Below are 21,162 nucleotides of genomic sequence, written 5' to 3' on the forward strand. Positions count from 1 at the left end.
CGTCTGCTGCGTTACGTGTCGAGTCGGCGTGCGGGAGAACTTATCTGAGGACGTAGATCATGAGGAACAGGGCGATCCAGACCACGTCGACGAAGTGCCAGTAGTACGAGGTGACGACGGCGCCGGTGGCCTGCGCGTGGCTGTAGCGGCGGGTCGTGAACGTGCGGCCGATGATGAGCAGGAAGGCGATGAGGCCACCCGTCACGTGCATCCCGTGGAAGCCGGTCGCGAGGTAGAAGATCGACCCGTAGGAGTCGGAGGAGAGGGTGACGCCCTCGGTGACGAGCGTGGCGTACTCGAGGACCTGGCCCGCGATGAAGACGGCGCCGAAGAGGTAGGTGACGACGTACCACTCGCGCATGCCCCACGCGCTGACCTTCGTCAGGGGGGTGCCGGCTGGGCGGGCGGCGACGCCGCGCTCGGCCTGGAGGACGCCGAGCTGGCACCACACCGACGAGACGACGAGGATGATCGTGTTGGCCGTGGCGAACGGCACGTTGAGGATCGCGCTCTCCTCCGCCCACATGTCGGGCAGGTGCCCGCGCAGGGTGAAGTAGAACGCGAAGAGCGCCGCGAAGAACATGAGCTCGCTGGAGAGCCAGACCATCGTCCCGACGGCCACCATGTTCGGCCGCGTCGCGGGGCCGGAGCCGGGGATGGACGGGACCGGTCCCGCGTTCTTGACCGAAGCTGCTGCAGAAGTCGCCACGGACGCATTATGCCGACACCGGAGGGGGTGTGACGAGGCGACCCCCCGAAAGGCTCGACAACGCCTCGTGCCGGTGCCGTGTTCCCGCCGAGCGGTCGGGTCCGGCGCGACGCGGGCGTCTCGCTACGATGCGTGTCATGACCGATGCGCACGCCCCCGCGGGCCCGTCCACCTCGAGCGCCGACGGCATCCACCGGGTGCGCGTCCTCCTCTACAGCGACGACATCACCACCCGGGACGCCGTGCGCGCCGCGGCCGGCCGCCGTCCGGCCCGCGACGTCGAGGTGGCGTCGTGGCAGGAGTGCGCCACGTCCGAGGCCGTCATCGAGGCGATGGACGCCGGCGGGTTCGACGTCGTCGTCCTCGACGGCGAGGCCGCCCCGGTCGGTGGGCTCGGCCTGTGTCGCCAGCTGAAGAACGAGATCTTCCGCTGCCCGCCGATCCTCGTGCTGACCGGCCGCCCGCAGGACGCGTGGCTCGCGGGCTGGTCGCTCGCCGACGACGCCGTCCCGCACCCCCTCGACCCGATCGCGGTCGCCGAGGCCATCGCCGGCCTGGCCCGCGGGCGGGCCACCGTCGGCTGACCGGCGTGAGCACCAGCCCGACCGCCGAGCACACCTGGCCGGACCTCCTCGCGGCGCTGCTGCGGCGCGAGGACCTCTCGACCGACGCCGCCGCCTGGGCGATGGACAGGGTGATGTCCGGCGAGGCCTCGCCGGTCCAGCTCGCGGGCTTCCTCGTCGCGCTGCGGGCCAAGGGCGAGACCGTCGACGAGCTGCGCGGCCTCGCCGACGTCATGCTCGCGCACGCCAACCGCATCGAGGTGCCGGGCGAGAGCATCGACATCGTCGGCACGGGTGGTGACCGGATGCACTCGGTCAACATCTCGACGATGGCCTCGGTCGTCGTCGCCTCGACCGGCCTGCGGGTCGTCAAGCACGGCAACCGGGCGGCGTCCTCGTCCTCCGGGTCGGCCGACGTCCTCGAGGCCCTCGGCGTCGACCTCTCCCTCGCGCCCGCGCGCGTGGCCGAGGTGGCGGTGCGCGCCGGCATCACCTTCTGCTTCGCGAACGCCTTCCACCCCTCGATGCGCCACGCCGCGCAGGCGCGCTCGGGGCTGGGTGTCGGGACCGCGTTCAACGCGCTCGGGCCGCTGACCAACCCCGGGCAGCCGACCTACGCCGCGGTCGGGGTCGCCGACGCGCGCCTCGCGCCGCTCATCGCCGGCGTGTTCGCCGGGCGGGGGCGGGCGGCCGCGGTGTTCCGGGGCGACGACGGGCTCGACGAGCTGACCCTCGCGACGACCTCGACGGTCTGGTGGGTGCGGGACGGTCTCGTCACCGAGCTCGCGGTCGACCCGACCGAGGTCGGCGTGGCCACGGCGCCGGTCGAGGCCCTGCGAGGTGGGGACCCCGCCTTCAACGCCGACGTCGCCCGCCGGGTGTTCGCCGGCGAGGCGGGTGCGCCCCGCGACGCCGTCGTGCTCAACGCCGGGATGGCCCTGGCCGTCGCCACGGGCCTCGACGGGGAGCCGACGCGCGAGGCGCTGACGGCGGCCCTGGCCACCGGGGTGCGACGGGCCCAGCAGGCGCTGGACTCCGGCGCCGCGGCCGGGCTGCTCGAACGCTGGGTCGCGACGACCCGCGAGATCGCGGGCGCCTGAGGCGGTGCGCCCGCGGGGGCGTCAGTCCTCGAGGCCGAGGCTGAACGCCGACTCGAGGTCGTGCGAGGAGTAGGTGCGGAACGCGATGTGCGTGTTCGTGCCGGTGACGCCGGTGACCTTGTTGAGCCGGTCGGCGATGACGTCGGCCAGGGCCTCGTGCTGGCGGACGCGGACCATCGCGACGAGGTCGGCGTCGCCGGCGACCGAGTAGACCTCGGTCACGCCCTCGAGGTCGGCGATCTCCTGGGCGACCTCGGGGATGCGGTCGACGTCGGCGGTGATGAGGACGATGGCGGTGATCACCGGGCCAGCCTAGCCAGCGGCCGTCAGGGGCGCAGGGTCCGGTCGAGCAGGTCGCGCAGCTCGGTGAAGTGCCGCTCGGCCCCGGCCTCCTGGTACATGGCGGTGTCGGCCATCGAGTAGCCGTGGGGTGCGTCGGGGTAGACCTCGTTGCGCGCCGTGAGCCCGGCGTCGGCGGCGGCCGCTCCGAGCGCCTCGACGGCCTCCGGCGGCATCGAGCGGTCGTGGTCGGCGTGGCCGAGGACGAGCTCGGCCCGCGCGGTCGCGAGGGAGAGGTGGGGGCTGTCCGGCTCGTCGGTCACGAGCCCGCCGCCGTGGAAGCCGCCGACGGCCGCGACGACGTCGGGGTGGTCGCCGGCGGCCCGCAGGGCGATGCGCGCGCCCATGCAGTAGCCGGTGACGCCGACCGGGCCGTCGTCCGTGGCGTCGAGGCCGCGCAGGTGCTCGAGGTAGGCGGCGACGTCGGGGCGCGAGAGGTCGCTCGTCAGGTGACCGACGCGGGGCATCGCGAGCTGCATGAACGCGTCGCGGTCCTCGGGGGTGCGCAGGTCGCCGGTCGGGGCGAGCTCGGCGGCGGTGCCCTCGCGGTGGAAGACGTTGGGCGCCAGCACGGTGTAGCCCCACGAGGCGATGCGCTCGCACATCGCGGCGATCTGCGGGCGCAGGCCGATGGCGTCCATGACGAACAGGACGCCGGGGCCGTGGCCGGAGGGCGGGAGGGAGAGGTGGGCCTCGGCGGAGCCGCCGGGCACGCGGACGTCGACGAGGTGGAGGTCGCTCACGGGGGCGACGCTACGCCGCGACCTGCCCGCTGCGGGGTCGGGGTGGGTGGCGACGACCCCGCACGTGCGGGCTTGTCGTGGTGGGGGCCTCAGGCGCGGACGAGGCAGAAGGGGTGCCCGGCCGGGTCGAGGTAGACCCGGAAGCCCCCGTCCGACGACGGCTGCTCTGCGTGCACGCTCGCGCCGGCGGCGAGGACGGTCGGCTCGGCGGCGTCGATGTCCTCGACGGAGAGGTCGAGGTGGAACTGCTGGGGGTGGGCGCCGCCCGGCCAGGTCGGGGCGACCCAGTCCTCGATGCGCTGGAAGGCCAGCGTCGTCCGCCCGTCGGGCCTGCCGGGCCCCACGCCGCCGCCGGGCGGGAGGAGCGTCGCCCAGTCGGCGCCGGAGTCGTCCTCGAGCTCCCAGCCGAGCACCTCGCCGTAGAAGCGGGCCAGACGGAGGGGGTCGGGGCAGTCGAGCACGACGAGGTCGAGGACCGGTCTCGGTGTCATGGGCCCGACGTTAGGACCAGAACCGGACGGACGGCGTCCGCATCGACCTCGGCGCCCACCCTCCTCCTCCGAACGTGTGTGAAGAACGTCGGCCTACCGACGTTCTTCACACACGTTCCTGGAGATGGCCGGGCGTGACCGGGCCGGCCCGCCCACCCGACGTGGGTGTCCAGCGACGCCAGGGTGCGGGCGGCGACGGCCACCCGGGGCGGCCCCTCCCGAGGCCCTGGACGAAGGCCGGGGTCAAGAGACGCCGGCGAAGCCGGCGGTGCGGCGGCGGGAGGTCTCGAGGGGCTCGAGCTGCTCGCGCACGGCAGCGGCGCCGGCGACCGGGCAGGTCCAGTCGCCGTCGACGTCGACGACGCGCACCCCGGGGGCCTCGAGCCAGCGCAGGACCTTCTCGCTCTCCTCGGCGGTCGCCGCGGTGGCGGGGGCGACGGGTGCGGCGACGACCTCGGCGCTGGCCCGCAGCGCGCCGATGTACGGCATCGGGTCGGCGCCCCGCGGCGAGGTGGTGCTGCCCGCGAGCCGGCCGTAGCGGACGCAGACGACCTCCCAGCCGCCGGTGACCGACCGCCGGGCGGCGACGAGCTCGGGGATGCGGGCGAGGGGGTGCAGGCGCTGGCTGCGCGTCGTGCCCCGGACGAGCGCCACGAGCCGGTCGCGGACCATCTGCGCGTCCTCGAACCGCTCGGCGCCGGAGAGGGTCGCCATCCGGTCCTGGAGCGCGGTGAGCAGGCCGCGCGCGTGCCCGTCGAGCAGGGCCGCGGCCTGCGCGACGACCTCGGCGTACTCCTCGACGCCCTGCGCCCCGGTGCAGGGCGCCCCGCACCGGCCCATCTCGGCGAGCGCGCACGCCGAGCGCAGCCGGGTGGGCGAGAGCCGCTCGACGCACTGGCGCAGCGGCAGGACCTCGTGGACGGCCGAGACCGCGGCCTCCGCCGCCTGCCGCGACCCGAACGGCCCGGCGTAGCGCGCGCCGTCGTCGGCCACCGTGCGGACGATGGACAGGCGCGGGAAGGGCTCGACGGTCAGCTTGACCCACAGCGCCTTCTCGGGATGGCGCGAGCGGCGGTTGTACCGGGGCTTGTGCAGCGCGATGAGCCGCAGCTCGCGGACCTCGGCCTCGAGGGTCGTCGCGCAGACGACGGGGGAGACCGACTCGGCGAGGCGGACCATCTCGCCCATCCGGCGGCGGTGCTCGGACGCGGTGAAGTAGGAGCGGACCCGGGTGCGGATGGACACCGAGGTGCCGACGTAGAGGACGCGGTCGTCGCCGTCCTTGAAGAGGTAGACGCCCGGGGCGTCCGGGAGTCCGTCGGCGAGGTGGCGCTTGCGGCGGCGTGCGGGGGAGACGCGCGCCGTGTAGTCGACGAGCTCCTCGAGGGAGTGGACGCCGAGGCTGCCGACCCGGCCGATCAGCGCGTGGAGGACGTCGACCGTGGCCCGGGCGTCGTGCAGCGCCCGGTGGTCCGGGGTGGTCGTCGCGCCGAAGTGGGCGGCGAGCGTGCCGAGCCGGTGGTTGCGCACCTCGTCGCGGGGGACGAGCTGGCGGGCCAGGTGGACGGTGTCGAGGACGGGGAAGGCCGGCCACTCGCGGTCGCAGCGCAGCGCCGCCGCCTTGAGGAAGGAGACGTCGAAGCGGGCGTTGTGCGCGACGAGGACCGACCCGGCCGCGAACTCGAGGAACTGCGGCAGCACCGTCTCGATGCGCGGGGAGCCGGCGACCATCGCGTCGGTGATGCCCGTGAGCACCGAGATGAACGCGGGGATGGGCTCGCCGGGGTTGACGAGCGTCTGGAACTCGCCGACGACGACGCCGCCCCGGACCCGGACGGCGCCGATCTCGGTGATGCCGCACTCGGCCGGGCTGCCACCGGTGGTCTCGAGGTCGACGACGACGAAGTCGACGCCCGACAGCGGGGTGCCCAGGTCGTCGAACGTGCCCTGGACCATCACCATGCCCCGAACGGTAGGTCGGACCACCGACACCTCGCCCGAGGCGCGCGGGGCGGGCCCCGGGACCCTCGCGGCGACGGGGAGTGCTCCCCACCCCGTCCGCGCCCGACGGCTGCGCGGCGCGGTTACAGTGTGGCGACGTCGCGTCGGCCCCGGCCGGACGCACCGGGGGAAGCACGAGGGAGGCACCAGTGGCACGTGGCGGTGGCGCGCGCGCCCGGGGGCGTCGGTCCAGGGGACGCATCGCGAGCCTGCTCGCCGTCGTCCTCGTCGCCTCGGGCCTCGGCTACGCCGCGGTCGCGAGCGACGGCACGACGGTGCACGAGGCCGACCTCAACGACGCCGGCGTCTGGGTCAGCTCCGGGGCGCAGGCCAAGTACGCCAAGGCCAACGTGCCGATCGGCCAGCTCGACACCGGCATCGCCACCGACGCCGCCCCCGGCGCCGGGCTCGACGTCCTCCAGGACGGCGCGGTCGTCCTCGGCCTCGACACCGGCACGGGGGAGCTCACCGCCCTCGACGTCGCCGGGTCGACCGCCGGCGACCCCGTCGCCGTCGTGCCCGGTCCCGGGTCGACGAAGGGCTTCCACCCGAGCCCGGTCGACCTGCGCGGCGGCACGCTCGCCCTGCTCGACCCCGCCCGCGGCACGGTGTGGGGCCAGCGCGTCGACCCCCGCGCCGGCACCACCGACTTCCCCGGCGTCGCGGCCGGCGCGAAGCCGCTGGCGAAGGTCGGCCGCCAGGCCTCCGTGGCCGTCGGCATCGACGGCGCCATCCACGTCGTCTCCGGGGCGGACGGCAAGGTCACGACCCTCACCCCGACGAGCACCGGCGGCTTCTCGCGCCCGGTCGTCGTGTCGACGGCGCTGCGCTCGCCGAGCCCCGACGTCACCGCGGTGGGGGCGCGCTGGGTCGCCTACGACCCGGCCTCCGACCGGGTGTTCACGGCCGCCAAGCCCGACGGCACCGACGCGCAGGTGACGACCGACGGCGCCCGCCTCGCGGCCCTCCAGGTGCCCGGGCCGGAGGCCGACACGGTCGTCGTGCAGTCCGCGGCCCGTGCGGTCCAGGTGCCGCTCGACGGCGGTGTCTCGCCCGGCGGCGTCGCCGTGGCGGAGCAGGTGGACCGGGTCCCCGGCGCCACGCTCCTCAGCCGACCGGTCGTGCTCGGCGGCTGCCTCCACGCCGCGTGGGCGGAGGAGGGCCGCGTCTTCTACGGCGCGAACTGCGGTCGCGAGGGCGACGAGCCGACGGCGACCCTCCCGGCCGACGGCGAGCAGCCGACCCGCGACGGGGTGGCGCTGCGCGTCAACCGCGGCCTCGTCGTCCTCAACGACCTCGACAACGGCGGCGTCTGGGACCTCGAGGACAAGCCCCAGAAGATCGACAACTGGGACGCGCTGACCCCGCCGACGCGCCAGGACGACAAGAACCAGAAGAAGGACGAGAACCTCGTCGACGAGGCCTCGGCCCGCCAGCCCCCCAAGGCGGTCGCCGACGCCGAGACGGTGCGCCCGGGCAAGGTCAGCAAGCTGCACGTCCTCGACAACGACACCGACGTCGCCGGCTCGGTCCTGGCCATCGACCAGCGCGACGTCACCGCGCCCTCCCTCCAGGGGGCGAGCGCGACGGTGTCGTCCGACGGGCAGGCCATCGACCTCTCGGTGCCCGCCGACGCCCTCGGCCAGACCCTCGAGTTCTCGTACAAGGTCAACAACGGCAAGGTCACCTCGAAGGGCGCCGGCCGGGTCACCGTCCGCGTCGTCGGCGACGAGGTCAACTCCGCGCCGACGCTGCGACCCGGGGGCGCCCAGCTCACCCAGCGGCGCTACCCGGTCATCGCCGGCAAGCGCCTGTCGGTGCCGGTGCTCGCCGACTGGCGCGACCCCGAGAACGACACGCTCGCCGCGCGCGCCGACGCCGAGGGTGCGGTCGTCGACGGGGCCGGACGGGTGACGCTGACGGCCCCCGTCGAGGAGGGGCGCCAGCCGGTCGGGTACGTCGTCACCGACGGGCGCGGCGGCTCGACCAAGGGCAGCGTCGACGCCCAGGTCCTCGGCACCGGGCCCGAGGTCCGCTTCCAGCCGCCCACCACCCAGCCGGATGCCGTGCGCGGGGTCGTCGGCAAGCCGCTGCAGGTCGAGCCGCTGGGCAACGACATCGCCGGCGCCGACCCGGGGGAGCCTGACGCCTCGTTGCGGCTGCGCTCCGAGGTGCGCCCCGTCGGGCCGCTGCAGGTCGACACCGACCTCGCGACCGGCACCGTCACGGTCACCGGCAACGCCGCCGGCACCTTCGAGCTGAGCTACTCGGCCGTCACGGGCGCGGGCGCCGCCCCGGGCCGCATCCGAGTCGACCTCACCGCCCCGCCCGAGGGTGCGCCCCCGGTCGCGGTGCCGGACAACGCGACCCTGCACGACCAGGCCCCCGCGATGGTCGACGTCCTCGCCAACGACTACTCGCCCCGCGGCGACGTCCTCGTCACGGCGTCGACGGGCCCGGGCTCCGGCTCCGGCTGGGTCAGGACCTCGATCTACCAGGGGCGCTGGCTGCGCCTCGAGGCCGCCGAGCCCGCGCCGCTCGACGCCGGCACCGGCCGCCGGGGGACCGTCCAGTACACCGTCAGCGACGGCACCCAGCAGGTTCGCGGCGAGGTGTCGGTGCTCCAGCAGCCGCCCGCCGACGACGCGGTGCCGCTCGTCGAGGACGACACCGCCACCGTGCGCGAGGGCGACACCGTGAGCATCCCGGTGCTCGACAACGACACGATGGCCGACGGCATCCCGCTGCGCCTGGACCCCGACTCGGTCAAGGTCGTGAGCAAGGGCGACGCCCAGCGCGCGTTCGCCTCAGGGAACGTCGTCCGCTACGTCCCGGAGGCCCGCGGGCTGCGGGCCGCGAAGTTCGTGACGATCGAGTACGCCGCGTACGCCGAGGGCAGCAAGGGCCGGGCGCAGACGGCGCGGGCGCGCGTGCAGGTCAACCCGCTCCCGAGCAAGCAGCAGGTCAACCAGTCGCCGGTGGCGCGCAGCTTCACGGCGACCGTGACGGCCGGCGACCCGCTGACGATGACCATCCCGACCTTCGGGGTCGACGCCGACGGTGACAGCGTGACCCTGACGGGCGTGGTCGGGGCGGACGACGGTCCGGTCGACCTCGCGCTGGGGCGCGTCGTCGGGGTGGGGCCGACGACCATCCGCTACGAGTCCTTCCCGCTGGCCGCGGGCACCGAGGTCATCACCTACGAGGTGCGCGACCGGTTCGGGGCGACCAGCCGCGCGTTCGTCAGGGTCGGCGTCGTCCAGCCGGGCGACCCCCAGCCGCCCGTCGCCGTCGACGACGAGGTGTTCGCGGCGCCGGGCAAGACCGTCACGGTCAAGCCCCTCGTCAACGACCTCATCGCCCGGGGCGACTCCGTCGAGGTCGACACCGAGTCGCTGAACACCCCTGAGTCGCAGCGCGCCTGGCGCATCGACGAGGACCACGTCGTGCGGACGAAGGTCCCCGACGACACCGCCCGCGTGCACCAGCTGGCGTACGGCATCAGCGACGGCCTGTACGACCCGTCGCGGGCGAGCATCCTCGTCCGGCCGGTCAAGGGCTACAAGAACCCGCCGGTCGCGAACGACGACGTGGCGGCGCCGAAGCCGGGGGAGACCTCGAGCGTGGTCGACGCCCTGGCCAACGACACCGACGTCGACTCCGACCCCGCGACGCTGAAGATCGCCGAGGTCCTCTCACCGGACGCGCAGGTCACCGCCGACGGGCGCGTGTCGGTGAAGATCCTCGACCACGCCTACTCGGTGCCCTACGTCGTGGTCGACGAGGACGGCGAGCGGGCGATGGCGCTGATCCACGTCCCGACCGGCGCCAACGGGCAGCCGTTCGTCGTGGCCGGGTCCCTGGTGAAGATGGACCCCGACTCGAGCAAGACCGTCAACCTGGCCGACCACGTGCGCTCCCCGCGCGGGCGGGTGGTGTCGGTGACGACGGCCTCGACGGTCTCGGCCTCCCCGGCGGAGAACCTCTCGGTCACGCTCGTCGACAACCGCACGCTGCAGCTGACCTCCTCCAACGGGTACGTCGGCCCGGCGGCGGTGATGCTGGAGGTCACCGACCAGAGCGCGGTCGGGCAGACCGACTTCGGCACCGCCTACGTCTCGGTCCCGGTGCAGGTCGGGCCCCTGGTGCCGCTGCTGCGCTGCCCCGACGGCGCCGTGACCGTGACGGCCGGCGGGCTGGACCGCACGGTCGACATCCCCACCGTCTGCCACGCGTGGCTGCCCGTCGGGATGACCTTCGACGACGTGGAGTTCAGCGCGCGGTGGCGCGAGGAGCCGGACGCCGACCTGCGCGTCGACGGTGACGGCAACCGCCGCCTCACCCTCCACGCCGACACCGGCGCGCGCAGCAGCGAAGGGGCCATCGAGGTGTCGGCGCCCGGGCTGCGGGAGCCCTCGACGATCGCGGTCCGCGTCATCGGGCGCGAGGCCACCGCCGGGGCCGACGGAGCCGACGGCGCCGACGGGAAGGCACCCGACGACCCGCTCCCGCCCGCGCGGGTCCGGCCCGTCACCGTCGACGGCCTCGAGGCCGGCCAGTCGCGCACGGTCGACCTCCGCCCCTACCTGGACTCTCCTCTGCCGCAGCCGCAGTGCACGGTGACGGCCGCGGCCGTCGAGCAGGGCACCGGTCTGACGGTCTCCCGCTCCGGCTGCTCCGTCACCCTGACCGCCGGCGACCGTCCCTCGCAGAAGGCAGCGGTCGCGGTGACCGTCAGCGACGGTCCGAAGCGCAGCGCCCGCGGACGCATCACGGTCACCCTCCTCGGCCGCCCGGACCCGCCCCGTCGCGTCCAGGCGGTCGCCGACCGCGACGCCGGCGGCCAGGCCCGGGTCGCGTGGCTGCCGCCCACGTACGACGGCGGCTCCACCATCACCTCCTACGTCGTCCGCTGGACCGGCGGCTCCTCCGGCAGCTCGACGTGCACGGCCTCGCCCTGCACGATCCAGGGCCTGACCAACGGCAAGGACTACCGGTTCACCGTGGCTGCGGTCAACGGTGTGGGAGAGGGCGACCGGTCGGCGGCGAGCGCCGCCGTCCGCCCCGACACGCTGCCGCGCGCGGTCACGGGCGTCCGGATGGTCGACCGCGGCGACGGCACCCTGACCGTCGCGTGGGACGAGCCGGTCAACGAGGGCAGCCCCCTGCGCAAGTACGTCGTGCGCCTCATCTCCTCGACCGGGCAGACCAAGACCCAGGACGTCGTCGCGCCGCAGCGGCAGGCCACCGTCACCGGTCTGGACAACATGGCCGAGCAGGACGTGCAGGTCCAGGCGTGGAACGAGCTCGGCGCCGGCCCGTTCGGACCCGCCGTCTCGATGCAGTCGGCCGGCACGCCGCCGGCGCTGCCCGCCCCGAGGATCGCGGCCAGCGGCCCCGGCCCCGCGGCCGACTCGGCGACCCTGACCATCTCGTGGGACCAGGGCAGCCCCAACGGCCCGCCGACGAAGGGCTACACCCTCTACCAGTCCGTCGACGGCGGTGGCTGGACGGCCGCCGCGCAGACCGGTGCGGGCGACCGCAGCGCGACCGTCGTCATCCCCTACGACGGCCGCCAGTACCGCTACACCGCCACGCTGACCAACGGCGCCGACCTCGAGGGCCCGAAGACCAACTCCTCGTCGTTCACCTCCGTCGGGCAGCCGTCGACGCCCACGGTGACGGCGTCGACGCCGTCGGCGAACCGGCAGATCCAGCTGACGGTCGGCGTGGGCCAGCCGCGCGCCGGCTCCTTCAGCGCCATCCGCTGGTCCGGAGGCGGCAAGAGCGGGTCCGTGGCCTGCGGCTGCGCCCCGGGCTCGCAGAAGACGTTCTCGGTGGGGCCGTTCGACACCAACCCGACGCAGCAGTACGCCATCACCGTCTGGACGGTGAACTCCGGTGCCCAGGAGTCGGTGCGCAGCTCGGCGTCGGCGCAGCCCTACGGCGACACGCTGACGCCGACCGGGCTCAGCAGCTCGCGCAGCGGCAACACCATCACGTGGTCGTGGAACCTCCCGGAGAACGGCCGGCGGATCACCGACGTCCAGGTCCGTGGCGCCGTCGACCAGACCTTCGGCGGCAACCGCACGCAGGTCAGCTACACGGGCTCGCCCGGCAACACCTACCGGCTCGAGGTCCGCTCGAGGTCGGAGGCGGGCTGGTCCGCGTGGGCCGGCCCGGTCGGGGAGTCGATCCCGGACCCGAAGACGGTCGACGTCCTCAAGGGCAGCACGTGCGGCGAGCGCTCGTGCGCCACCGGCAACGGCTCGTGCACGAGCGCGGGCTGCCGGTGGATCGCCGTGCGGACCTCGGGTCTCGGCGGGTCGGTCACGTGCAGCTTCTCCGTCGACGGGCGGTCCGTCAGCGGCTGGCGCAACCTGACGATGGGCGGCAACGCCACGAAGGAGAGCGACAACTTCTACGGGGGCACCGGCACGGTGACAGCCTCCTGCGGCGGGACGAGCGGCAGCCTCAACTGGTAGCGCCCGGGCGCCGGCGGGCCCTCGCGGCGCGGGGGCCTGTCGGTGGTCGGCCCTAGCGTCGGTCACGACAACGAGGACGAGGTGAGACGCATGACCCGTGACGACGTGATGACCATCGACTGCCGCACCTGCCCGGTGCGCGAGCTGCACTGCGACGACTGCATGGTGCCCGTGCTGCTGAGCATCACCGGCACCCGCACCGACGGCGCCCTCGACGCCGAGGAGCGGGCCGTCGTGACCCGGCTCGTCCGCGCCGGCCTCGTCGACGCCGAGACCGCCGCCACCGTGCGGGCCACGGTCGAGCCCGGGCTGGGCCGGGGGAGCCGCGCCGTCGGCTGAGGGCCCGTCCGTACGATGGCGCGGTGCCCGCCCTCCGTCCGACCCGCCGGAGCGCGGCGGCGGCGCTGGGGCTGGCGCTCCTCACGGGATGCACCGGGGGCACCGGGTCGCAGCCGGTCGGCACGACACCCGCGCCGACGCCGCCCCCCACGACGGCGGGCGGGGCCGAGGACGCCTCGGCCCTCGCGATGGCGCTCGACGACCTCCTCGCCCGCCGGGACGCGGCGATCCTGCGGGGTGACCGGGACGCCTTCCGCGCCACCGTGGCCGACCCGACCGGCGCCCCGGGCCGCGCCCAGCTCGCCGCCTTCGACGCCGCCCGCGCGCTGCGGCCGGTGCGCCTCGCGCACGACGTCGCCGCCCCGGTCGACGACCCGTCGGCGCTCGACGTCGGGCTGCGCTACCGCCTCGACGGGCTCGACCGCGGCGACCGCACCGCGAGCGCCCGCTACGCCCTCGCGCGCACCGGCGACAGCTGGCGCGTGGCCTCGCAGGCGCCGGTCCCGGGCAGCCAGGCGCCCCCGTGGGTCGCGATGCCGGGCCTCGTCGTGCGCCGGACCGCCCACGCCGTCGTCGCCGGGACCCTGCCGCCGGGCGACCTCGCCACCGCCGCGCGGACGGTCGACGAGGGCCTGCCCGCCCTGGCCCGGCGGTGGGCGCGCACCCCGGCCCTCGTGCTCGTCCTCGCCCCGGCCACCGCGGCGCAGGGCGAGGCACTGCTCGGGGCCGCGCCGACCGGGGAGGTGGGGGCGAGCACCGACGGCCCGACGGGGCAGGACGGCCGGTCGACCGGCGACCGCGTGGTGCTCGACCCGTCGGCGCACGCACGCCTCACGCCGACCGGGCGGGCCGTCGTGCTGACCCACGAGCTCGCGCACGTCGCGGTCCGGGCCACGCTGCCGGGCGACCTGCCGGTCTGGCTCGCGGAGGGCTACGCCGACCACGTCGGCTACGCCCGGGCGGACGTGCCGGCCGCGGCCCTGCTCGCGCCGCTCGCCGCCGCCGTGCGGGCCGGGGACGCGCCTCGGGACCTGCCGGACGCCCGCGCCTTCGCCGCCGCCACCGGGTCGGTCGAGGTGACCTACCTCGCGGCCTGGCAGGCCGTCGAGCTCATCGCCGAGGGCAGCGGTGAGACCGCGCTCGACCGGCTGCTCACGGCGTGCGCCTCGACCGACGGTGAGCAGGCGGCCGAACGCGCCTGCGCCGCAGCCCTGCCCGCCGTGGTCGGGCTCGACCGTGACGCGCTCACCCGGCAGTGGCGCCGACGCCTGGACGACCTCGCTCGGTGAGCCCGTCCGGGGCCTGCACATCCTCCGGCGGATCGACCTCGTCGGTCCGCGAGGGGACGACGACGGACGCGAGGACGAGCGCGGCGACGAGCCAGAACTGGTTGTAGAACGCCTGCTTGTTGACGAGGTTCGCGACCGCGAGCACGAGGGCGGCCCACCGCAGCACCTCGCCCACCGGGGGCCGACGGCGCCACACGGCCCACATCGCCCCACCCACGGCGGCGAGCATCGCCAGCCCGGTGACGGCGAACGGCAGCGTCACGCCGTGGACGTTGAGGAAGTAGAGGTACCAGGTGTTGGCGAACTTGATGGGATGGAAGGTGAGGAGGGTCGTCACGGTGTCGTCGACGAAGGCCGCGGGGTCGGCGACGAGCCACGGCAGGACGAGGACGCCGGCGAGGCCACCGGTGGCCAGCGTGCGCCGCCACCCGAAGGGCTGCCAGACGAGCAGGACCGGCGCGACGAGGGCGAGGTGCTGCTTGCTCGCGCAGGCCAGCGCGAGCGGCACGACGGCCCACCAGGCGTGGCCGCGGCGGACCAGCGCGGCCCACCAGACGAGGAGGGCGGCGAGCACCGGCTCGGTCCAGGCCTGGTCGACCTGGGTGATGGTGCCCGGGACGACGACGAGCACGGCGGCCGCGGCGGCGGCCCGGACGCGGCCCGCTGGGGTCCCGCCGGCCAGGTACCAGAGCCCGGCGAGCAGGACGAGCATCCACAGGAGGAGCATCCAGCGCACGTCGCCGGCGAGCCAGCGCCCCGGCGCGGTGAGGACCATCATCCAGGGCAGGTAGGTGAAGTGGTCCTGCACACCGGGGGAGCCGGTCCACTGCGCGGTGTAGACGTTGCCGAACCGGGCCGAGACGTCGGCGCCCTGCTGGAGGATCACCCAGACGTCGATCCGCGGCGCGCGGTCGCCGAGCACCGCGACGGTCGCGAGCACGGTGTGGGTCAGGGCGGCGCCGCCGAGGACGGCCGGCGGACCCCACGGCGCACGGACCAGCAGCAGGCCGGCGAGCGCGACCCCGCCGACCGAGAGCACGACGAGGGCGGCCGTCAGCCACCCGCCGCGCAGGTACGAGAAGAGCGGCACGGTGAGGGTGAGCACGACCGAGCCGAGGACGAGCACCGGGGCGAGCCAGCGGGGGAGGGGCACCTCCACCCGGCGCACGAGCCACCAGGCGAGCAGCGCCGTGCCGGCCGTGAGGCCGAGCAGGATCGGTACCCGGAAGCGCACGACGCTCCACTGCGCGACGCCGAACCAGGCGAGCCACGCGACGGCGAGGACGACCGCCGGCAGGGTCGACCGCACCCCGGCGGGGGCGCGGCCGACGGCCGTCTCAGCCACCGTAGAGCGCGTCGACCTCGTCGCCGAAGTCGCGCATCACGACGTTGCGCTTGAGCTTGAGCGACGGGGTGAGGTGACCCGACTCCTCGGTGAAGTCGGAGTCGAGGATGACGAACTTGCGGATCGACTCCGCCTTGGAGACAGCGGTGTTGGCCTCGTCGACGGCGCGCTGGATCTCGTCGTGGATGCGGGGGTCGTCCTTCGCCTTCGAGAACGGCAGGTCCTCGAGGCCGTGGTTGGCGGCCCAGCCCGGGTACATCTCGTCGTCGAGCGTCACGAGGGCGCCGATGAACGGCTTGCCGTCGCCGACGACGATGCACTGGCTGACGAGCGGGTGGGCGCGCAGCCGGTCCTCGAGCACGGCGGGGGCGACGTTCTTGCCGCCGGCCGTCACGAGGATCTCCTTCTTGCGGCCGGTGATGCGCAGGTAGCCCTTGGCGTCGAGCTCGCCGATGTCGCCGGTGTGGAACCAGCCGTCGCGCACGGACTCGCGGGTGGCGTCGTCGTTGCCGCGGTAGGCGCGGAAGACGTTGATGCCGCGGATGCAGATCTCGCCGTCGTCGGCGATCCGCAGGTCGACACCGGGCAGCGGCGGCCCGACGGTGCCGATGCGCATGGCGTCGGGGAGGTTGACGCAGGCCGGCGCCGTGGTCTCGGTCAGGCCGTAGCCCTCGAGGATCGAGACGCCGATGCCGCGGAAGAAGTGCCCGAGGCGCGTGCCGAGCGGGGCGCCGCCGGACACGGCGTACTGGACCCGGCCGCCCATCGCGTCGCGCAGCTTGCCGTAGACGAGCTTGTCGAAGACGGCGTGCCGCACCTTGAGGCCGAGCGGCACCGACCCGGTGTCGAGGGCCTCGGACCAGGCGATGGCGGTGGCGGCCGCGCCGGCGAAGATCTTGCCCTTGCCGCCGGCCTCCGCCTTGGCCTCGGCCGAGTTGTAGATCTTCTCGAAGACGCGCGGCACGGCGAGGACGAACGTCGGGCGGAACGCGCCGAAGTCGTCCATGAGCGTCTTGAGGTCGGAGGAGTGACCCATCCGGACCCCCGCGGTGACGGCCAGCACCTCGATGAAGCGGGCGAACACGTGGGCCAGCGGCAGGAAGAGCAGCGTGGCCGCCCCCTCGCCCTTGACGACCGCGGCGATCTGCTCGGCCGTGTTCTCGGCGAGGGTGAGGAAGTTGCCGTGCGTCAGCTCGACGCCCTTGGGGCGGCCGGTGGTGCCCGAGGTGTAGATGACGGTGGCCAGCGAGTCGCGGTCGAGGCCGGCGCGGCGCTCGTCGAGCTCGCGGTCCTCGACGTCGGCGCCGTCGCGGCTCAGCGTGTCGACGTCGCCGTGGTCGAGGACCCAGACGTGGGTCAGGCCCGGCAGGCCCCCGCGGACCCGCTCGATGGACGCGAGGTGGGCCTCGGTCTCGACGAGGACGCCGACGGCGCCGGAGTCGCCGAGGATCCACTCGACCTGCTCGGCGGAGGAGGTCTCGTAGATCGGCACGGGCACGGCGCCGGCGGCCCAGAGCGCGAAGTCGGCCAGGGTCCACTCGTAGCGGGTCCGGCTCATGATCCCCACGACGTCACCGACGGTGATGCCGGCGGCGAGGAAGCCCTTGGCGAGCGCGGCGACCTCGGCGGCGAAGGTGGCGCTCGTGACGTCGGTCCACCCGGCGCCCGAGCGGACCGAGAACGCCACGCGCCCAGGTCGGTCGGCGGCCAGACGGGCCGGGAGGTCTCCCAGCGTGCCCTCGTTCGTCGCGGGCAGGACGAGGGGCGTGGAGGTCTCGTGCACCGTCGGACTCCTTCGGTCTCGGGTGGGGAAGCCCCCCAACTCTAGGCCCCGGGCTACGGGTAGCCTGCGGTGCCATGGCCGACCGCACCCGTTCCTCCATCGAGATCGCCGCCGCACCGGGCGAGGTGCTCGACGTCATCGCGGCGTTCGAGGACTACCCGGAGTGGGCCGAGCAGGTCAAGGCGTGCTCGGTGCTCACCGAGGACGGCGACGGCTGGGCCGACCAGGTCGAGTTCACCCTCGACGCGGGCGCCATCAAGGACCAGTACGTCCTCGAGTACGACTGGGCCGTGGCCGAGGACGGCACCGGCGTCATCTCCTGGCACCTCGTGCGGGCCTCGCTCCTCAAGGGCCTGACCGGCAGCTACACGCTCGAGGCCGTCGGCGCGGGCGCCCGGGTCACCTACGACCTCGAGGTCGACCTCACCATCCCGATGATCGGGATGCTCAAGCGCAAGGCCGAGAAGCTCATCATCGACGCCGCCCTGAGCGAGCTGAAGAAGCGCGTCGAGGGCTGAGCGCCACGATGACCGCGCAGCGCTGGCACGAGGACGTCGGGAGCGTCGCCGAGGAGGCCGGGCGCCTCCTCGAGAGCCTGCGCCGTGCCGGCCGGGAGGGCGCCCCCGAGCCCGACGCCGCCGCGCCGCCGGGCGCCGACGCGCCCGCTGCGTCGGACGCCGACACCCCTCCCGCGCAGGGGTTCTCGTGCGACGACCCGGTGTGCCAGTGGTGCCCCGTGTGCCGCGCGTCGGGGTTCGTGCGCCAGCTGAGCCCCGAGACCCTCGGCACCCTCGCCGAGCTCGCGGGCTTCGCGGCCGCCGTGCTCGGCGACCTCGCGTCCGCCCGTGGCCGCGCCCACGACGACCAGCAGGGAGGCGACCGTGGCTGAGGGACCCCTCGCGATCGGTGTCGACATCGGAGGCACCAAGGTGGCCGCCGGCCTCGTCGACGGCAGCGGCGCCGTGCTGCGCCGCACCCGCCGCGACACCCCGCACCGCTCGACGAGCCCCCGGGTCGTCGAGGACACCATCGTCTCCGCCGTCGAGGAGCTGCTCGACGCCGGCAGCGAGGACGTCGTGGCGGTCGGCATCGGGGCCGCGGGCTTCGTCGCCGCCGACCGCGCCACGGTCGTCTTCGCCCCGCACCTCTCGTGGCGCAACGAGCCGCTGCGCGCCGCGCTCGGCGGCCGCCTCGCGCTGCCCATCTTCGTCGACAACGACGCCAACGCGTCGGTCTGGGCCGAGCACCGCTTCGGCGCCGGCCGCGGCGAGAGCCACCTCGTCATGGTCAACCTCGGCACCGGGATCGGCGGAGGCATCGTCCTCGACGGACGGGTCGTCCGCGGGCGCTTCGGCATCGCCGGGGAGTTCGGCCACATGCAGGTGGTGCCCGACGGCATCCGCTGCGAGTGCGGCAACCGGGGCTGCTGGGAGCAGTACGCCTCCGGCAACGCGCTCGTCCGCGAGGCCCGCGCCCTCATGTCGGCCGGCAGCCCGGTCGTCTCCGACCTCTTCGAGCGCGTCGGCGGCGACCCGAGCGAGCTGACCGGGCCGCTCGTCACCGAGGCCGCGCGCGACGGCGACGCCCTGGCCCGCGAGCTGCTCGGCGAGATCGGCCGCTGGCTCGGGGTCGGGATGGCCGACCTCGCCGCCGCGCTCGACCCGGGGACCTTCGTCATCGGCGGTGGGGTCAGCGCCGCCGGCGAGCTGCTGCTCGGCCCGGCGCGCGAGGCCTTCCGCCGCCAGCTGACCGGCCGCGGCTACCGGCCCGAGGCGACGATCGTCGCGGCGCAGCTCGGCAACGAGGCCGGCCTCGTCGGGGCGGCGGACCTCGCCCGCGTCGGCGCCGCCGACCTCGCGTGGGCCGACGCCGGCGACCGCGCGGCGGACCAGGCGCCCGCCGACCCGCCGCCCGCCGGCTGACCGCCACCGACGTGCCGACCGAGCGGTTCCGGGTCGCGACGTACAACACGCGCGACTTCCTCGACGACCACCGGCTCGCCGCGCGCCTCGTGCGGGCGGTCGACCCCGACGTGCTCTGCCTCCAGGAGGTGCCCCGGCGCCTGCTCGCCCCGTGGCGGCTGCGGCGCTTCGCCGACGCCTGCGGGATGCGGTGGAGCGGCCCGCAGCGGGGGAGCGGGGGGACGACCGTGCTCACCGCGCCGCACGTCGAGCTGCTGTCGGCGGCCCACCACCGGCTGCCGGTGCGCTGGCCGGACCGCACCCGCGGCTGGGCCCGGGCGACGGTGCGCCTGCCCGGTGGCCACGAGGTGACGGCCGTGTCGCTGCACCTCTCGCTGCGGGCGGCCGAGCGCGTGCGTCACGTCGAGGCGGTGCTCGCCGCGCTCGAGGGCGTCGAGCCGCTCGTCGTCGCCGGCGACCTCAACGAGGGCGAGGACGGCGAGGCCTTCCGCCGGGTCGCGCGCCCCGAGCGCCTCGGCGTCGCGGGCCCGCACGTCCCGACCTTCCCGGCCCGCGCGCCGCGCAGCCGGCTCGACGTCCTCTTCGCCTCGCCCGGGCTGCGGGTGCTGCCCTTCCGCGACGTCGCCGTCCCGGAGGCGGTCTGGGCGCGCGCGAGCGACCACCGGCCGGCGTGGGTCGACCTCGAGGTCGGTTGAGGCCGCCGGCCCGGTCGGGTCAGAGGCGGGCGCCGTCGTCGCGAGCCGGGGCATGCTCGCCGGACGTCAGTCGAGGACCGAGAGGTCGAGGTCGTAGGCCAGCACCACCGCACGGGCCAGCTGGGTCTCCTGCTCGGCACCGAGGTACCCGATGGTGCGGCCGAGCGCACCGACCGGGACGGTCAGGACGTTGTCCAGCGAGACCGCGCACCTGTGGTCCAGCCCGTTCTCCGGTCCGACGAGCACCTCGCTGGACAGGCCCTTGACCGTGCTGGTGATCGGGGCGACCGTCACTTTCGTCATCGCTCCCCGGGCAGCCTCCCGGGTCAGCACGAGAGCGGGCCGCGTCTTGTCGAGGCGGACGAGGCAGATCTCGCGCACCCGTTCAGTCCTCGAGGACGACGTGCGTGCCGGTCCACTCGACGAGTTCATCGAGGTCGTCCTCGGCCCCCCGGGTCCGCAGGAGGTGCGCGTCCTGCTCGGCGGCCAGCCGGCGCATCTCCCGCTCCACTGCCGCAGTCACCAGTGCGGCGCGACTCGGTGCCTTGCCGGCGGCGACGCTGCGGTCGAGGAAGGCGACCAGCTCGTCGGGAAGGCGGACAGCGATCTGCGTGCTCATGGTCCGAGCATACGTCAGTGCATCCCGACATGGGATTCACTCAGGCGTGCCGGCGGCTCAGATGCGGGCGCCGTCGTCGCTGTCGTCGCGGTGGCGCGGCTGGCGCAGGACGAGCAGCGTGAAGCCGGCGAGGGCGAGCACGAGGCCGGCGACGAACCATCGCGTGCTGTGGAAGGGCCGGAAGAGCGCGACGTAGAGCAGGCACAGCGGCCCGGCGACGAGGCCGACGACCGCGCCCCAGAAGTGCAGATCCTCCTGCGGGGGCAGCTCGACGGCCGGGGGCTCGTAGTGCTCGTCGTCGTCGGCGTCGTCCCCCGACGCCGACGCGGCGGCGGGCTCGGGCGTGGGCTCCGCGGCCCGCCAGGCGGACGCGGGGACGACGACGTCGACGGGCGGGTTGACCCACGGGGGCCGCGCGGCGGGCGCCGCCGGGGCCGGGGGAGCGGCCGGGGGCTCCTCGGAGCGGGCCGCACCCGGCTCCTGCTCCGTCGTGGGCCGCTCGACGTCGGCCTCGACGTCGTCGGCCACCGGGAGGGCGCCGTCCCACGCCGCCACGATGGACGCGAAGCGCTCGTCGACGTCGCGCTCGTCCATCTCGCCTGGCCGCTCGTTCACGGTCTCTCCTGGGGTCCGGGGCAGGGCACGATCTTCGCACGGGGAACCCGCTGGGCGAAGGGGTCGCCCGGGCCGTTCCCGACGGAGGGGGCAACACCGCAGGGGTGCACTAGGCTTCCCGGCA

The 21,162-nt window shown here is 75.1% G+C and carries 19 protein-coding genes; 9 read left to right on the forward strand and 10 right to left on the reverse strand.

Features of this window, described 5'->3' with window-relative positions; translation table 11 throughout:
• Positions 1-40 precede the first annotated feature (40 nt).
• Complete coding sequence (ctaE, locus tag HL663_RS11710) at positions 41-625, reverse strand: aa3-type cytochrome oxidase subunit III (RefSeq protein ID WP_173028551.1); 585 nt, start codon at positions 623-625, stop codon at positions 41-43.
• Positions 626-846: 221 nt separating this feature from the next.
• On the opposite strand from ctaE, the gene HL663_RS19155 reads away from it, so the two are divergent.
• Both HL663_RS19155 and trpD read left to right on the forward strand, forming a co-directional pair.
• On the forward strand, positions 847-1,293 hold the full coding sequence (locus HL663_RS19155; RefSeq protein ID WP_216842553.1) for a response regulator transcription factor: 447 nt from the start codon (positions 847-849) through the stop codon (positions 1,291-1,293).
• 5 nt (positions 1,294-1,298) lie between these two features.
• On the forward strand, positions 1,299-2,372 hold the full coding sequence (trpD, locus tag HL663_RS19160) for an anthranilate phosphoribosyltransferase (protein ID WP_216842554.1): 1,074 nt from the start codon (positions 1,299-1,301) through the stop codon (positions 2,370-2,372).
• A 21-nt stretch (positions 2,373-2,393) separates the two neighbouring features.
• Here the strand turns inward: trpD and HL663_RS11720 are convergent, their stop codons facing one another.
• The 4 genes from HL663_RS11720 to HL663_RS11735 form a co-directional block, all read right to left on the reverse strand.
• Positions 2,394-2,675, reverse strand: a complete 282-nt coding sequence (locus HL663_RS11720) for an Lrp/AsnC family transcriptional regulator (protein ID WP_173028552.1) — start codon at positions 2,673-2,675, stop codon at positions 2,394-2,396.
• 23 nt (positions 2,676-2,698) lie between these two features.
• Positions 2,699-3,454, reverse strand: a complete 756-nt coding sequence (locus HL663_RS11725; RefSeq protein ID WP_173028553.1) for a dienelactone hydrolase family protein — start codon at positions 3,452-3,454, stop codon at positions 2,699-2,701.
• 89 nt (positions 3,455-3,543) lie between these two features.
• Positions 3,544-3,945, reverse strand: a complete 402-nt coding sequence (locus HL663_RS11730; protein WP_173028554.1) for a VOC family protein — start codon at positions 3,943-3,945, stop codon at positions 3,544-3,546.
• A 243-nt stretch (positions 3,946-4,188) separates the two neighbouring features.
• Positions 4,189-5,907, reverse strand: coding sequence for a DEDD exonuclease domain-containing protein (locus HL663_RS11735; RefSeq protein ID WP_173028555.1), 1,719 nt, complete (start codon positions 5,905-5,907; stop codon positions 4,189-4,191).
• 188 nt (positions 5,908-6,095) lie between these two features.
• On the opposite strand from HL663_RS11735, the gene HL663_RS11740 reads away from it, so the two are divergent.
• The 3 genes from HL663_RS11740 (at position 6,096) to HL663_RS11750 (ending at position 14,059) form a co-directional block, all read left to right on the forward strand.
• Positions 6,096-12,431, forward strand: coding sequence for an Ig-like domain-containing protein (locus tag HL663_RS11740; RefSeq protein WP_173028556.1), 6,336 nt, complete (start codon positions 6,096-6,098; stop codon positions 12,429-12,431).
• A 90-nt stretch (positions 12,432-12,521) separates the two neighbouring features.
• Entirely contained in the window at positions 12,522-12,770 is a 249-nt protein-coding gene (locus tag HL663_RS11745; RefSeq protein ID WP_286175571.1) for a hypothetical protein, read from the forward strand.
• Between the two features lie 23 nt (positions 12,771-12,793).
• Positions 12,794-14,059 carry a serine/threonine-protein kinase gene (locus HL663_RS11750; RefSeq protein WP_173028557.1) on the forward strand — a complete coding sequence of 422 codons (1,266 nt, stop codon included), beginning with the start codon at positions 12,794-12,796 and terminating at the stop codon, positions 14,057-14,059.
• Here the strand turns inward: HL663_RS11750 and HL663_RS11755 are convergent.
• On the reverse strand, positions 14,016-15,404 hold the full coding sequence (locus HL663_RS11755) for a hypothetical protein (protein ID WP_173028558.1): 1,389 nt from the start codon (positions 15,402-15,404) through the stop codon (positions 14,016-14,018). The two genes, HL663_RS11750 and HL663_RS11755, sit on opposite strands and share 44 nt — an antisense overlap.
• Positions 15,397-17,187, reverse strand: coding sequence for an AMP-dependent synthetase/ligase (locus HL663_RS11760; RefSeq protein ID WP_173028559.1), 1,791 nt, complete (start codon positions 17,185-17,187; stop codon positions 15,397-15,399). The genes HL663_RS11755 and HL663_RS11760 overlap by 8 nt, the downstream gene beginning before the upstream one ends.
• A gap of 74 nt (positions 17,188-17,261) precedes the next feature.
• Here HL663_RS11760 and HL663_RS11765 point away from each other — a divergent pair, with 74 nt between their 5' ends.
• The 4 genes from HL663_RS11765 to HL663_RS11780 are packed head-to-tail and all read left to right on the forward strand — an operon-like array spanning position 17,262 to position 19,804.
• Positions 17,262-17,705: an SRPBCC family protein gene (locus HL663_RS11765; RefSeq protein ID WP_173028560.1), complete on the forward strand. Its 444-nt coding sequence runs from the start codon at positions 17,262-17,264 to the stop codon at positions 17,703-17,705.
• A gap of 8 nt (positions 17,706-17,713) precedes the next feature.
• Complete coding sequence (locus HL663_RS11770) at positions 17,714-18,076, forward strand: hypothetical protein (RefSeq protein ID WP_173028561.1); 363 nt, start codon at positions 17,714-17,716, stop codon at positions 18,074-18,076.
• The gene (locus tag HL663_RS11775) at positions 18,069-19,109 is read left to right on the forward strand and encodes an ROK family glucokinase (protein ID WP_216842555.1); all 1,041 of its coding nucleotides are present in this window, start codon (positions 18,069-18,071) and stop codon (positions 19,107-19,109) included. The genes HL663_RS11770 and HL663_RS11775 overlap by 8 nt, the downstream gene beginning before the upstream one ends.
• Positions 19,110-19,120: 11 nt before the next feature.
• Positions 19,121-19,804 carry an endonuclease/exonuclease/phosphatase family protein gene (locus tag HL663_RS11780; RefSeq protein WP_173028563.1) on the forward strand — a complete coding sequence of 228 codons (684 nt, stop codon included), beginning with the start codon at positions 19,121-19,123 and terminating at the stop codon, positions 19,802-19,804.
• A 66-nt stretch (positions 19,805-19,870) separates the two neighbouring features.
• Here HL663_RS11780 and HL663_RS11785 read toward each other — a convergent pair whose 3' ends face one another.
• The 3 genes from HL663_RS11785 to HL663_RS11795 form a co-directional block, all read right to left on the reverse strand.
• A complete protein-coding gene (locus HL663_RS11785; protein ID WP_286175572.1) occupies positions 19,871-20,107 on the reverse strand; it encodes a type II toxin-antitoxin system PemK/MazF family toxin in 237 nt (78 codons plus the stop codon).
• Between the two features lie 82 nt (positions 20,108-20,189).
• The gene (locus HL663_RS11790; protein WP_173028565.1) at positions 20,190-20,423 is read right to left on the reverse strand and encodes a ribbon-helix-helix domain-containing protein; all 234 of its coding nucleotides are present in this window, start codon (positions 20,421-20,423) and stop codon (positions 20,190-20,192) included.
• 57 nt (positions 20,424-20,480) lie between these two features.
• On the reverse strand, positions 20,481-21,038 hold the full coding sequence (locus HL663_RS11795; protein WP_173028566.1) for a hypothetical protein: 558 nt from the start codon (positions 21,036-21,038) through the stop codon (positions 20,481-20,483).
• Between the last annotated feature and the right edge of the window lie 124 nt (positions 21,039-21,162).

Origin of the sequence: Arthrobacter sp. NEB 688 (assembly GCF_013201035.1) — a bacterium.
Lineage (GTDB): Bacteria > Actinomycetota > Actinomycetes > Actinomycetales > Dermatophilaceae > Phycicoccus.